Here is a 13383-nt window from a genome sequence, read left to right on the forward strand (position 1 = left end):
TCTGCACAGGAAGGGCAAATTGACTAACTCTTGATACTCAACTTTTCGCCAAGCCAATCGCGCGCGTAAGCAATTTCCTGAGAGGTTAAGCCATGGCCGGCATCGGTCCAGTGTATGCTCACGATACCGCCCGCTTCGTGGAGAAGTTCGGACAAGCGTATGGCTTCCTCGGGAGCCACGACTTCATCGTGGCGCCCCCCGCAGATCAGGATGTTAACTCCTTCGAGGTTGGGTATCACTGTGGGAACAAACGGCACCATAGGGCGAAAGAGCACGGCCGCATGCAATGTCTCGGGTGACAGCAGCAATAGACTGGCGGCCATATTGGCGCCATTTGAGTATCCGGCCGCAACCACGCGATTCTTGTTCAACTCATAGGATTTCACCGCAGACTCTACAAACTGAGCCAATTCCCGGGTACGATAACGCAAATCATCCAGATCGAAGACTCCGGGCGAGAGTCGGCGAAAATAGCGTGCCATCCCATTTTCAGAAACATTGCCCAATGGACTAAGAAGTGAAGCGGTCGGCATAAGACGTTCGCCTACTGGAATCAAATCAAACTGTGTTCCACCTGTTCCGTGAAGCAGCAGCAGTGTAACGTCATTATTGTCATCGCGTGCCGGCAGGAACTCATGGATGTAAGAGAGCTGATTTTTCATTGGTTGATTCATGATACTTGTTGGCCGATTGTCGTTAACGGCGGGAGTTGACGAATGATGTCTTCCCGACGTGATTCGAGCCACGGCGGCAATGACAGCCTTGATCCAAGCTCTGATTCGGTCTGATCTACAGCGAATCCCGGCTCGTCGGTAGCGACTTCAAAGAGTATACCGCCTTTCTCGCGGAAGTAGATTGAGTGGAAGTAGTTGCGATCGATAATCGGCGTGACGTTATACCCGTTTGCCTCAACTGCCTTTCGCCAGTCCGCCTGATCGGCATCAAGACAGCGCCAAGCGATATGATGGACGGTACCAGGACCGGGAACTCCACGTCTCGCTTCTGGATTTGCGACGATGTCTACCAGTTGACGGTCCTCGCCCGTACCGGCAGCAAAGCGAGTGCGGTTACCTTCAGTCGCAACCATTTCGAATCCAAGAACGTCAGTGATCAGACTGCTTGTTGGGTCAGCGTTGTTGAGCAGCAAGGTCGTTGAACTGAATCGTTTGATTGCGTGAGCAGAAGGTAACGAGGATTCGGTCCAGTAAACTCCAGAACGATTCGAGTCGGCGATAAGCTCGAGGGGCAAACCATCGCTATCTTTGAATGAAATCACTTCGTGATCAAATCGCTTGAACGGTCCGTCGAAGCTGATTCCAAGTCGCGAGAATCGCTCTACCCAAAACTCAATCGAATCAGCGGATATCGAGTAGCCAATTGCACCGACCTGGCCATTTCCAACCTTGCCGGCCTGCGCATTAGGGAAGGGGAAAAACGTCAGGATTGAACCCGGAGAGCCGACGCGATCACCAAAGTAAAGATGATACACGCTCGGGTCATCGTAGTTGATCGTCTGTTTGACCATTCGCAACCCGAGGAGCCTGGTATAGAAATCAAAATTGGCTTGAGGGTCACTCGAAATTGCTGTGATATGATGTATGCCGTGAAGACTTTTTCGCATGTTCCTCCTGATCAGATAACTGAGTTCTATACGGTGATCGGGTAGATTATATTAGCGGCGATTTGCTGAGAGGTTCACTTGAGTGCCAATGTGGTTCGTTTAAAGATCGTTGCTGCCATTATCGGTGACTTCTTTCATTGCGAAGGCCGGTTTGCGGAAAACTGTGATGAGACGCTTGATCTTTGGGAAACGGTGTCTGACAATGACTACGGCGGGGTTTCGCTCTGCCCCAAGTGATTCTTTGAAATGCTCGAGCGACTTTCTTCCCAGACTTAGGCCGTGGCTGTACAATCTGATGTGAGACTCCGTTAGACGCCTGATAATCGTGGCGTGGACAAGGAACATGGCGCGCAGATGTTGATACTCATAATCGAAACCGCCAAACAGGTAGGCTGATGTCTTCTGGTACTGGGCGAAAACTACGCCGGCGATTGGTTTGTCCTGGTAGAACCCAAGAGCGATTTCAACACGGCTGTTTGGATATGTGAAGAGTCGCTGCATTCGGTCCAGTCGGTGATAGTTCGCTCGCGGATCGTGTTTTTGCCAGCGCTGAACAGAGTGCTGATACACCTCATAAAACGTCGGGAGCAGTTCTTCCGCGCCAAAGCGGACTTCTACATTCTCGCGCTCAGCTTTGCGAATGAAGCGCCTTTCGATCACTTTGCGGTTGAACCACTCGTCGTACGAATCGCGCAAGGGAATCATATGATAGTCGAAATTGCTCTGGACCTCATATCCAAGCTTGCCAAACTCAACGGAGTGCGCGTCGAAATTGTTGCGGGGAAGCTGCAACGTAACGACACAATCACGTGGCAACATCGCCAGACGGTCGAAAACGCTGCTATCGAGCTGAGGAACGCCAAGTAGGCTGTTGATTTGTGCTCCGGCGTAGTTTGCGGTGGGGATTACCTTGAATTGATTCGAATTTCTCAGCGAGAAAGGGAGGAACATGTCGCCAGCTTCGAAGATGAATGTGTTCTTCCATGACACATCCATGCTGGAACCGTACTCCGGTCCGCTTGTAGGACCGGGCGATTCCGGTGTGCGATCAATCGCATCCTGCCACGAGAGAATATGGTGATCAGCAAATGGTACGATATTCATTCAATCTTCCCGCTCTGGGAGTATATGTTAAAATACAAGTTGTCACAATTCAAAATGGCACAAACTACTCTTCTTGACTTTGGATTTCGGTGTCCGTAAGTTTGGAGTAGGAAGTGTGAATCGAGAAGGGAGTGGATTCTAAAGTTATGGCACAGAATTTTTCGTTTGATATCGTCTCCAAGGTTGAATTGCATGAGGTTGCCAACGCAATCAATCAGGCAATGAAGGAAATCTCGCAAAGATTTGATTTTCGCGGCACTAAAGCGGAAATCACGTTCAACCAGAAAGACCAGGTAATGGTGTTGATTGCAGAAAGCAATATTCAACTTCAAAATGTGACAGACATCTTACATGCACGACTTGCAAAGCGAAATGTTCCGCATAAGGCATTGGTCTACGGTAAGGTTGAAGATGCTTTTGGCGGCAGTCTGCGGCAGGAAATCAAACTTCAGTCCGGAATTGAAACCGAGAAATGCAAAGAGATAGTCAAGATCATCAAGGAACTGAAGCTGAAAGTCCAGGCGACAATTCAGGAAAACCAGGTACGGGTAACTGGCGCCAAGAAGGACGATTTACAGGAAGTGATGCAAATTCTTAAGGGTAAGGATTTACCGTTTCATCTCGAGTTTGCCAACTTCCGTTAGAACAGGTATCGGGATCTCATGATGAAGCGGGGCAAGGACCGACCTCACCCCACCTGGAAGCTCGCGATTTACTTGCGTTTGGTGTAGACTGCGGTTGCTGAGGTCATGAACGTCTTGCCGCCATCGATTGAACCTTCCATCGACCATTCGAATTTCGTCGGCGATTCATTGAATGTCGTCATTCGTGTTGTCATTTTCTGACCCTGCATCAGGTCTTCTCCGGTCAGGACGGTTTTGCCCTTGGCTCTAGTTCCGGTGTAAAGAACAAGTCTGGCGCTAAAGTTGTCGACCCAGCTTGATTGCCACATTTTGGTTTCACGATCAAAGGTCTGTACCATCAATCCCTTGAAAGACATTCCCATCGTCGTACCTTGGTAGTGCATCATGATTGCTGAGCTATCTACGGCATAAGAATAGGTTGCCGTACCTTTCTCCTCCGCCCAATCGGTTGCATTGGGATCCCATTTGGTTTTCATAACCACATCCCAAGTGCCGACGAGCCAAGACAGCTCCTTAATTTCCTTAGGCGCACCCATTTCGGGCATGGCGGCTTCGGTATTCTCCTGTGCAATGGCGGTCGCCACAATTGTGAGACAGAGCGCGGCCAGCGCCAACATGATTCGGAGCGTTTTCATTGGTTTCCTCCTGTAAATGTTACTAGTTGGTCATAGATTCTGAATGTATGAGCAATTTGATATCGTAGACCTATTGCGTCAATCATTTTTTGATCTCTCGGAGGTACTTTTGCGCATTTGATCAATTTCCTTTAGTTACTTCCGATTAACTAATGTTCGAGGCGGTTGGCGCTCATGCAACAGTCGCGGGAACCACCGGCACAAATGAGTGTATTTATTGTTGATATATGAAATGATATACAGGAATTGATACCGCGACAGAGCGGATTCCAAATACTACGGAGGAGAACATGATTAGGCATTTGTGGATACTTACTCTCTTAGCAGTTAGTGTAATAGGCAGCTCCTCGCTGTTAGCTCAGGCACGACTGGAGATTGATGAGACGAGTTTTGATTTTGGCTACATTCCTCAAGTATGTAAGGTCGCTCACACCTATGTTATGCGTGCTTCCGGAACCGACTCGCTCAAGATACTGAATGTCAAGCCTGGCTGTGGATGTACGAAAGCTCCAATCAAGAAGGAAGTCGTGGCTCCGGGAGATTCCACAGCAGTTGAGTTGATTTTCACTTCCGTTGAGACTTACAGAGGAACAATGCAGAAGACAGCGACAGTAACCTGCAACGATGATGCACGGGGTACATTCTCGTTGCGATTCAAGGCCACCATTAACACAAGTCCCGATTCGGCTCAACCGGCACAGCTGAGTCCCTGGAATGTCGATTTCACGGAGGCTATGCGGGCAAAAGAAGTTGAAATGAGTGTCAAGAATGTCTCGAAGGAACCACTAACGTTGGCGTTGGTCAGTTATCCATTTGAGTTCATCAATGTGACGTTGCCATCAGGCGATATAGCACCGGGCAAGTCAGGCGTGATCAAGGTGAAGATTGCGCCGGGTTGCAAGGAGAGCAACTTCGAGAAGTCGTTTACATTCACTACGGGAAGAGCCGCCGATTCGAAGCGGTACACTGTGCCTGTCGTTCTTGGCAAGCCGACGACTTAATCAAATCCGAATTTAGTCATCAACGAAAAGAGACGAGGTATTGCTACTTCGTCTCTTTTTCTTTGCCCTTGGAGCTATCGAAGATTGCTAGGCGAGTTTCTTCGCCAATTGCACAATTGTCTTGATGCCAAATCCCTTGGCGCCTTTGCCCAAGTGGTCAAGCGGTTGCTCTTTGCCGCCGGGACCGGCAATGTCGATATGCGCCCACTTGGCTGTATCGCTGACCCATTCCTTCAGGAAGACTGCCGCTGTGATTGCGCCTCCCCAAGCGTCGCCGCGATTCTTGACATCGGCAATGGTCGTTTTGATTTTGGAAGCATGCGGCATGTGAAGGGGAAGTTCCCAGTACAATTCGCCTTCAGTATTGCCCACGGAAATGATCTCTTGAGCTAGCTTCGGATCGTTTGAAAAAACTCCGGCAATTTCTTCCCCTAGGGCTACGACACAAGCACCGGTCAGTGTTGCGGAGTCGATAATCCAATCGGGTTTACGTTCACCGGCTAGTGCCAATCCGTCAGCCAATAGCAAACGACCCTCGGCATCCGTGTGCTCGACTTCGATCGTCTTGCCGGAGCGAGTCGTCAGGATTGCAGTAGTGTGCATCGACTCACCGGAAATGTCGTTTTCTGCAAGCGGTGTAATGACTGTGACCCGGATTGGGAGCTTCAGGCGCGATATGGCACACGCAGCGCCAAACATCATGGCAGCGCCACCCATGTCATACTTCATGCCAATCTGAGACGCGGCAGGTTTAAGGCCATAGCCGCCAGTGTCATAGGTCACGCCTTTGCCGACAAGGCAGAGATGCTTCTTCGCACCGCGGGGGTTGTACTCGGCAATTACCATGCGCGGCTTTGCTTTTGCGCCTACGCCAACGCCGTAGGTGCCACCGCAGCGTTCCTTGAGGAGTCGCTTTTCATCCCATACAGTAACCTTGAGACCCGATTGGCGGGCAAGCTTCTGGAACTCGCGGGCAAGAACCGGTGGATTCATCACGTTTGGCGGTTCACTGAGCAAGTCGCGAGCCGCGTTCACCTGACTATAGATAGTTTCACGTTCTTTGAGCTGTCGACTAATCGCAGAAGTTGATTTAATGCCAGCGACCACAACCGGAATTGGTTTGGCTTTGTTAGTTAGGTACTTGTCGAACGAATAGCTTCCAAGCAAAGTGCCTTCGTGAGCCGCAAACATCCAATCGAGATGTCGGTCGCTTAAAGCTACAACTACTCGCTTGCAATGTTCTTTCGGTGCCGAGGCAATGGCCGTAGAAATCGCCTTTTTCATTTCGAGTATTGTGTTCGAGTACTTTGCATCCAGCCGCACGGTTCGAACCATAACATCGAACTTGCCGACGGCGCCGCGAAGTGTCGTAAGTGAACCACCAGAGCTGGGGCTGGTTCGAGCAGCAGCTTGCACTTCCTTGGGAAGAGCGGTCTTCATGAAGAGGCCTTTCTTGTCATCAAGGAAGGGGAGTATCAGACAGTCACCATCTTGCAATCGTAGCGATTCGCTCAGGCTAAATTTGGATGTCGCCATTATGGATTCCTTTCGAGATGCTATTTCTTTGCCTTGCCCTGATTCGCGACTGACTCGATTGCCGCCTTGACCTTTTCGGGATCGCCGAGGTAGTAATGCTTGATCGGCTTGAGATCAACGTCGAGTTCATAGACCAAAGGAAGCCCGGTGGGGATATTGAGTCCGACAATCTCGTCTTCAGGGATATTGTCCAAGTACTTCACCATCGCGCGAATGCTGTTGCCGTGAGCGGCGACAAGGACCTTCTGTCCCGATTTGATGCTCGGAGCAATTGTCTCATGCCAGAACGGCAACACGCGAGCTACTGTATCTTTCAGGCACTCGGTAAGTGGAAGTTGATCTTTGGTCAGATTTTGATAGCGAGGATCGTGGCCGGGAAAGCGGTCGTCGCTTGATTCGAGAGCCGGCGGCTGGATATCGTAACTTCGACGCCAAATCAAGACTTGTTGTTCTCCAAACTTGGCAGCCGTTTCAGCTTTATTGAGACCCTGTAGCGCACCGTAGTGGCGTTCGTTCAATCGCCAACTGCGAATTACGGGAATCCACATCAGGTCCATTCCATCCAGTGTAAGCCACAAGGTGCGAATGGCGCGCTTTAGCACAGAGGTGTAAGCGATATCGAAGTTGTAACCGGCGGCCTTGAGGGTAACTGCGGCCTCTTTGGCTTCGCCGAGACCCTTCTCGGACAGGTCGACATCGGTCCATCCGGTGAAACGGTTTTCTTTATTCCAGGTTGATTCGCCATGACGCAGCAAAACAAGTTTGTACACGGTATTACTCCTCCCAATACACTAAGAATTCATCCACTCAACAATGGCGGATGAGAGTGTTTGTAGCAAGCAAAAACGCAAAAGGTCCGGCGGAGCTAGTCTTTAATCCAATCGGCCAGGAAACCTTGGTGCTTGCCCGGCTTGAACTCGACGATCTGATACTCGGCAACTCCGGCGCGTCGATACGGATCATTGTCGATAAGATTCTGGATTGTTACATCAGAGTCAGCCTTGGCGATAAAAAAACCGCCAGTGCGGGGTATGCGTGGGCCAGACATCAAGATGACTCCGTTATCGACTCCAGCTTGAAGGTGATTGCGATGCTCGGGAACAAGGGGTTCGATGTCGGCAAAGTCAGTTGTGTAATTGATGATAACGATGAAATGTCTCATATAACTCCTCTCGATGACGACTCAATATGGTCTGGAGGAGATTCGTTGCAAGGTATATCTTCGGAGTATAGCTTCAGATTAGTCAAATGGCTGCGTATCAATCAGAAGATTAGCTGCAGCATACAACCTCAACGTGTCAGCGAGGGAATTCGTCCGTGAATGAAAAGACCCACTATCACAATTGTCCCTATTGTAAACGACAACATCCGTGTACGAACAGTTGCTATTCGGGTAGAATCACCAACTTGATTTGTCCCGACTGCAAGGCCAAATGGCAAGGGGAAATGTCAGAGGTCAAAAAGCACGGGACAGATTGGCTCAATCAGCCCGGATAGACGTTCTCCGAGCTGCAGCGATTCGCCGCCAGTGTTAAATCAAAAGGGCACCGTTAATTGTCAGATTCTACTGTGTGAACCATTATGTGGTTATTGGTCCACTGAATAGTTGAGCCGACCGGAACTGTCAGGTTCTGCAGCGCACTTGCAGTGATACTGCTCTGGAATTGAGCCGCGGTGCCGCTTGGGGTTACTGTTATGGTTCCAGACATTCCTTGTCCGTTGGGGCCACCGTGATAGCGGCAATAGTAACGCACAACTTTGGACGTGGTGAAAGTATGCGAGTAGGACTCGCCGACGCCGAGATCGCCGGAGACAAATTCACGGCCGCCACCACCGCCGCCGCCGTTGTTGTTTGTGCCTTTGTCGTCGCTACAACCCATACCAAGCAGCGCCAGTATTGCTACGGTCAGGACGATTGGGAAGAGAATTCGACTGTTCATGTGCTCACCTCAATAGGAAGAAGGTTTAGGGCACCACTCACCTATTGTTAGAGAGCCATGAAGTCGATGTTCGTACACTCTGTGTCTGGTTTATTTTGTTCGCCAGTTTTGGGGATTTGATCGTTATCGAACAACTGATGTTCTTGCGGTTCTAACTCGTGCCTTGTCCGCGATCGCCAAATTGGGATTGGACCTTATTGCTTGCAGTTGTGTGGACTACTCTGCAGGGATACGCGCAGAAGTCCAAATCTCCCCGAACATTTCAGTGGCGATAGCGTCAGCTTCGGTGATGTGGTCTTCGGGAATCATTACGGAGTAGCCGGCTCCGGCGGAGTTGAAAAGCGCGGTTCCCATCATGCCGCTGGTGCCAAAATATCCGGACTGCGAAAGCACGACGACGGGGATACCGGCTTCGCGCAGGGCTTCCTGGATCATTTCTGCATATGCAGTCGAGGTCAAATTGGCGACGCATTTCCAATTGTCATAGTCAGTCGGTGTGAATTCAGTTTCGACCGGCGCCAGTTCGGCAACGAGTGCTTCCTCGCAATCGCTGCAGCGGGTTGTGCCTGCTTCATATTCGGCGCGGCATTTGGGACAGAAGGGCATGGTGACTCCTTGGGAATGGGTTGAAGGGAATATAGCATAATCGCCAAAGCAGGCTGCAATAAAACGATTGGACAATAAGTCTATCTGGAAGCATGCATTCATACAACTTTGACGCCAGATGGGGCTGGAAATGAAAAGATGGCTCGCAGTAGCGGTTTGTTGGGTTTGGGCAACGCGTGGTCGGACCGTAAGGCGCGAGAGTTGCGAGACGCGCCACGATGAGAAAACAGCTTTGCTGATTGCGGACCGTTTGGTAGATTAACTCATCGCCTTAATCCTTACTAATCAAAGGCGGGAGGTGTTGAAATGTTTGCGAATTCGAATCTCGAAGTTTGTAAGGTACGAAATTGCCGATTAATGCACGTCGCCGTTTTCGTTGGTGTGGTTTTCGCTTGTCTCACCATCTGTGGCTGCGCTGATGATCCGGTCCAACCCGTTACTCCGGAATGGGTATACGGCGACGAGCCACTGGCAGATGTCATAAATTGGACGTCGACCGATGTTATCTGGTCTGCCGGTCTGGACAAGAAACCGTATTCGATTTTGATCATCGGTGCGGATTGGTGCGGCTGGTGCAAAAAGCTGATGGATGAGACGATGCACGACCGCAGTGTCATGGGTTGGGTCGACAGCTGTTTTGATGCGTGCACTTTCGATTCCGATTCCGACAGCCTCATCGTTATCGCCAGCGACACCATTAGTTGTTATGAGGCGGCTAAACAAGTCTTGAATGTCAGGGCGCTTCCCACAACCATAGTCTTCGACAAGCAGGGAAACGAGACGAACCGACGCGTCGGCTATCTCCCCGCCAAGTCATATGCAGAATTTCTCTGGCAGGTCGTGTCGGGGAAGTAGTCAGTTTGTTGTTTCAGCACTCTGCCCTCGTCCCGGATGAGAGAAAATTAGTTGCCCCGGATTCCTCATCGAGCAGTAGCTCTAATTTGACTTTACAAAGTCTGACAGCCTCCATATAATTTTCAAGCACAATTATTGTAAGCGCTAAAGAAAGGGTACTTATGCCATTAACGTTCCTCGCACGGACGGCAATCGTCTGGACGGGCTGTATTCTGATATTCTTCTTTGGTATCATGCTAATAAGAGACGAAAGGGCGCGCAAAATCGAATCCTTACCAATGAAGTTGGAGCAGTTCGATTCCTTGCAAGCGCAGCTTCCAGAGGAGTTTCGATCTTCGGCAAAAACGGTGGGAGCATCATACCAACTATTCGATGGTGCCCGCATTCGATTTTTGCACTATGGCGCTGATTCAAGTGACCCTGCTAACCCTCTGCATGAAAGTATTGAGATCATTCTCGACCAAAAACTAACTCTGTTCTTCTATCCTGATTCGTCGAGAGACGGCTTTTGGAAATATGATGGCTTTGAATCGGGAGACTATGAGAATCCATACGAAGGTGAATTGCGCTTTGAGGTAATTGATAGAGATCTGTGGTAGATGGCATTAATGCGTTGCGTCCATGAAGCCAACTAAGATATTGACTTTCCCGGATTGAAAAACAGGTCCGAACCACAACGGGCGGACCTTCTAACGGGTATGTGAGTGGAGAGGAAATATGACATCGAAAAGAATGTGGTTCTGTACAATTGTGCTGCTTCAGATTGGCATTTCAGCCACAGCTTGTGCCGGGCAAAGGGACCGCTCGTTCTTCAGCGGAATGTGGGTCGATAGTGCATTCTACAATGAGATGTGGCGCACCGGTTCTCTCTACAGAAGTCGCCATTTCATTCTTAATCAAATTGTTCTGGAATTTCATGCCGACACAACAGATCTTCACGCCTTCAGCGACGGAATTTGGTATACCGATTCAGTTCTCACCGGTGATACTTTACTTCTCACGGGGCCATACACTTCGTCAGCACTTGCAATCTATGCACTGGATGATTCCACCATTTCATGTCTTGACTGCAAATATGACTCGAACATAGTTTTTCGTAAGTTTTCCAGCCAAACGCCGAGCCTAACAAACTACTTTCTCGATATTGAGTTAAGATTTTTCGAAGCGCGGATATTTGTCGGCAATTGGATATTGAAGGACGCAATTACGGGCAAGGCGTACAGTATCAAACTCACTTCGGAGCGCAGGGTTACCGGTTATCCTGAATGGCGAGGGTTTGCGGTTGGTTTGGCAGACATCGAAGGACTGCCGGAATTTGACAATATTGTCTTTGCGGATTCGTTGGGTCACAAACTACACTTTGTCTTTGAGGTCGGCGGGGATTCGATCGCGATCTATGATTTGCTGCGGTCTGACGGCAAGCAGCTCACAGAGAAGGACTACTGGGATAGACGAGACTTCGATTACCGACGTGGTACGTTGCGCTTCCTATTGAGGCGCGATGAAGATTGATAGGGCGTTTTTTTATTGTTTCGCCAGGTCGCCCTCGTCCCGAACGGAGTGACTCTGCGAGTAAGTGCAGGGGCGGGGCCCCGCCGGCCCGCCGCCTCGGCCGGGGAGCCGCCCCCGCGGCCGAAAGGCCGACCCCCGGCCTTCGGCCCCCCACCGCAGTCCCCCACTTTTTCGGCCACGCCCGCCCTTTCCGGCAGGCAAAGACCGACAAGACAAAACAAGGGTGGGGGTGGGGGCAAAGAGGGGGGGGAAGTTGCCCCCGGGAGAGGGTCCCCCCCCCCGGGGCGTGGCGGCGGGCGGCCCCCCCCCCTTCCCCGGGGGCCCCAGGCCCCCCCCCCAGCCAAAAACAGGCAACAAAACCCCTAACGGGGGGGGGGGAGGGCCCGGGGACACGAAAAACAGGGGGGCGATGGGGGCAAAAAAGAGGGGGGGCCCGAACGGCGGGACAAGGAACGGCAGGGCGGCGTCCCGGACCCGGAAGGCCACCCCAAAAAGGAAGAAAAAAAATGAAGAAGAAGTATGAAATTTTAAGGGGGGCCTGTTTTTTTGGGGGGTCTTGTTTTGGATTTTTTTGTCGCCTGAATCTGGGTCCATTTGTGCTGGGGGAGGGGCGGGTGGGGCCGGACGAGTGGCGGGGGAGCGAACAAAAGGGAGGGGAGGGTGGGCGGGGCATGGGGGGGGGGGGGGTCGTCCCAAAGAGAGTGATTCTGCAAGTCTGATTAAGTGCGAGGTCGAGACTCGGAGGACCTGCCGCAACGAATAAGTGGACCGAAACTGGATCCCGACTTTCGTCGGGATGGCACGCTAAGAGGCCTCGGTCGGGCTCTTACCCTGCAATTCCGGTTGACATTTACCTCATAAAACATAAGTTTACAATCTTCACGTCTAACTGACGTACCATTTTGTTGTTATTATGCGCCCAAGAGGGCCCGAAATTGTGAATTTGAGAACTTATTTAATAGAGCTATGAGGTAACCTATGTCCAAGAAAGTTGGTATTGTCGGTTACGGAGCCCACATCCCGCGATATCGCATCAAGGTCGAGGAAATTGCCAAGACCTGGGGCGCGGATGCTCCGTCCTACAAGAAAGGCCTCGAACTGACCGAAAAGTCGGTTCCGCCGCCGGATCAGGATACGATTACTCTCTCGGTTGAAGCCGCCAAGCGCGCACTCAAGCGTGCCGGCATCCCGGGAGTGAAGATCGGCTGTATGTATATCGGTTCGGAGTCGCATCCGTACGCCGTAAAGCCCTCCGGAACGGTTGTCGCCGAGGCTATCGGCGCGGTGCCGTTTTGCCGTGTGGCGGATTTTGAATTCGCTTGCAAGGCTGGTACCGAGGGAATGTTCGTGGCGATGACTTTGGTCAAAGCTGGAGAAATCGAGTACGGAATGGGTATCGCAGCGGACACTTCGCAAGGCGCCCCGGGCGATGCGCTTGAGTATTCGGCTGGCGCAGGAGCGGCGGCGTTTGTGATGGGAGACAAGAATCTCGTCGCGGAGTGCGATTTCACGACCTCATATATGACCGACACGCCGGACTTCTGGCGTCGCGAACATGAATTTTATCCGCAGCACGGCCTGACCCCGCGTTTGGGCAACACCTATTCGGGTGCTTCGCCGCTGGGTTTAACGGCAATCCTCGACCACGCCAAACCGGGCGACAAGATTTTCATGGTGTCGTACGGTTCGGGCGCGGGCTCGGATGGCTTCATTTGGACGGTGACTGATCGCATCAAAGAGGTGCAGGATATCACGACCAAGACCTTCACGCTGCTCGACGACAAGAAGTACTATATCGACTATGGCACCTACGCCAAGTTCCGCAGGAAGATTTTGAAGAATGCGAATTGGGGGGGGTTTCCCCCCGCGCCCCGCCCCGGGGGGGCCCCGCTGAGGGGGTTAGCTGGAGTTAAGATATGAGGAGAACAT

The 13383-nt window shown here is 51.3% G+C and carries 15 protein-coding genes; 6 read left to right on the forward strand and 9 right to left on the reverse strand.

The genetic code is table 11. The features are described 5' to 3' along the window. Nucleotides 1-23 precede the first annotated feature (23 nt). The 3 genes from IPH59_04375 to IPH59_04385 form a co-directional block, all read right to left on the reverse strand. The gene (locus IPH59_04375; protein MBK7090948.1) at nucleotides 24-662 is read right to left on the reverse strand and encodes an alpha/beta hydrolase; all 639 of its coding nucleotides are present in this window, start codon (nucleotides 660-662) and stop codon (nucleotides 24-26) included. A gap of 8 nt (nucleotides 663-670) precedes the next feature. Further along, nucleotides 671-1621, reverse strand: coding sequence for a ring-cleaving dioxygenase (locus tag IPH59_04380; protein MBK7090949.1), 951 nt, complete (start codon nucleotides 1619-1621; stop codon nucleotides 671-673). Nucleotides 1622-1720: 99 nt separating this feature from the next. Beyond that, the gene (locus IPH59_04385) at nucleotides 1721-2725 is read right to left on the reverse strand and encodes a GNAT family N-acetyltransferase (protein MBK7090950.1); all 1005 of its coding nucleotides are present in this window, start codon (nucleotides 2723-2725) and stop codon (nucleotides 1721-1723) included. A gap of 146 nt (nucleotides 2726-2871) precedes the next feature. Between IPH59_04385 and IPH59_04390 the strand changes: the two genes are divergently transcribed. Beyond that, nucleotides 2872-3369 carry a YajQ family cyclic di-GMP-binding protein gene (locus IPH59_04390; GenBank protein ID MBK7090951.1) on the forward strand — a complete coding sequence of 166 codons (498 nt, stop codon included), beginning with the start codon at nucleotides 2872-2874 and terminating at the stop codon, nucleotides 3367-3369. Between the two features lie 68 nt (nucleotides 3370-3437). Here the strand turns inward: IPH59_04390 and IPH59_04395 are convergent, their stop codons facing one another. Further along, on the reverse strand, nucleotides 3438-4004 hold the full coding sequence (locus IPH59_04395) for a DUF1579 family protein (GenBank protein ID MBK7090952.1): 567 nt from the start codon (nucleotides 4002-4004) through the stop codon (nucleotides 3438-3440). 290 nt (nucleotides 4005-4294) lie between these two features. Here IPH59_04395 and IPH59_04400 point away from each other — a divergent pair, with 290 nt between their 5' ends. Further along, nucleotides 4295-5005 carry a DUF1573 domain-containing protein gene (locus IPH59_04400; protein ID MBK7090953.1) on the forward strand — a complete coding sequence of 237 codons (711 nt, stop codon included), beginning with the start codon at nucleotides 4295-4297 and terminating at the stop codon, nucleotides 5003-5005. Nucleotides 5006-5092: 87 nt separating this feature from the next. Here IPH59_04400 and IPH59_04405 read toward each other — a convergent pair whose 3' ends face one another. The 5 genes from IPH59_04405 to IPH59_04425 all read right to left on the reverse strand — a co-directional run bounded on the left by IPH59_04405 (nucleotide 5093) and on the right by IPH59_04425 (nucleotide 9087). Beyond that, the gene (locus tag IPH59_04405) at nucleotides 5093-6541 is read right to left on the reverse strand and encodes a leucyl aminopeptidase family protein (GenBank protein ID MBK7090954.1); all 1449 of its coding nucleotides are present in this window, start codon (nucleotides 6539-6541) and stop codon (nucleotides 5093-5095) included. Between the two features lie 20 nt (nucleotides 6542-6561). Continuing rightward, complete coding sequence (gene gpmA, locus IPH59_04410; protein ID MBK7090955.1) at nucleotides 6562-7311, reverse strand: 2,3-diphosphoglycerate-dependent phosphoglycerate mutase; 750 nt, start codon at nucleotides 7309-7311, stop codon at nucleotides 6562-6564. Nucleotides 7312-7406: 95 nt separating this feature from the next. Then, nucleotides 7407-7703 carry a hypothetical protein gene (locus IPH59_04415; protein ID MBK7090956.1) on the reverse strand — a complete coding sequence of 99 codons (297 nt, stop codon included), beginning with the start codon at nucleotides 7701-7703 and terminating at the stop codon, nucleotides 7407-7409. 388 nt (nucleotides 7704-8091) lie between these two features. Continuing rightward, nucleotides 8092-8481 (reverse strand): hypothetical protein, encoded by a 390-nt coding sequence (locus IPH59_04420; protein ID MBK7090957.1) that lies wholly within the window; start codon nucleotides 8479-8481, stop codon nucleotides 8092-8094. Nucleotides 8482-8697: 216 nt separating this feature from the next. Continuing rightward, entirely contained in the window at nucleotides 8698-9087 is a 390-nt protein-coding gene (locus IPH59_04425; protein ID MBK7090958.1) for a DUF2007 domain-containing protein, read from the reverse strand. A 306-nt stretch (nucleotides 9088-9393) separates the two neighbouring features. Here IPH59_04425 and IPH59_04430 point away from each other — a divergent pair, with 306 nt between their 5' ends. From IPH59_04430 to IPH59_04445, 4 genes are all read left to right on the forward strand, one after another. Beyond that, nucleotides 9394-9942 carry a thioredoxin family protein gene (locus tag IPH59_04430; protein MBK7090959.1) on the forward strand — a complete coding sequence of 183 codons (549 nt, stop codon included), beginning with the start codon at nucleotides 9394-9396 and terminating at the stop codon, nucleotides 9940-9942. 278 nt (nucleotides 9943-10220) lie between these two features. Next, nucleotides 10221-10541, forward strand: coding sequence for a hypothetical protein (locus IPH59_04435; GenBank protein MBK7090960.1), 321 nt, complete (start codon nucleotides 10221-10223; stop codon nucleotides 10539-10541). Between the two features lie 118 nt (nucleotides 10542-10659). Continuing rightward, nucleotides 10660-11454 carry a hypothetical protein gene (locus IPH59_04440; GenBank protein ID MBK7090961.1) on the forward strand — a complete coding sequence of 265 codons (795 nt, stop codon included), beginning with the start codon at nucleotides 10660-10662 and terminating at the stop codon, nucleotides 11452-11454. A gap of 978 nt (nucleotides 11455-12432) precedes the next feature. Beyond that, nucleotides 12433-13374 carry a hydroxymethylglutaryl-CoA synthase gene (locus IPH59_04445; protein ID MBK7090962.1) on the forward strand — a complete coding sequence of 314 codons (942 nt, stop codon included), beginning with the start codon at nucleotides 12433-12435 and terminating at the stop codon, nucleotides 13372-13374. Nucleotides 13375-13383: the final 9 nt, after the last annotated feature.

Source organism: bacterium (genome assembly GCA_016708315.1).
Taxonomy (GTDB): Bacteria; Zixibacteria; MSB-5A5; order CAIYYT01; family CAIYYT01; genus JADJGC01.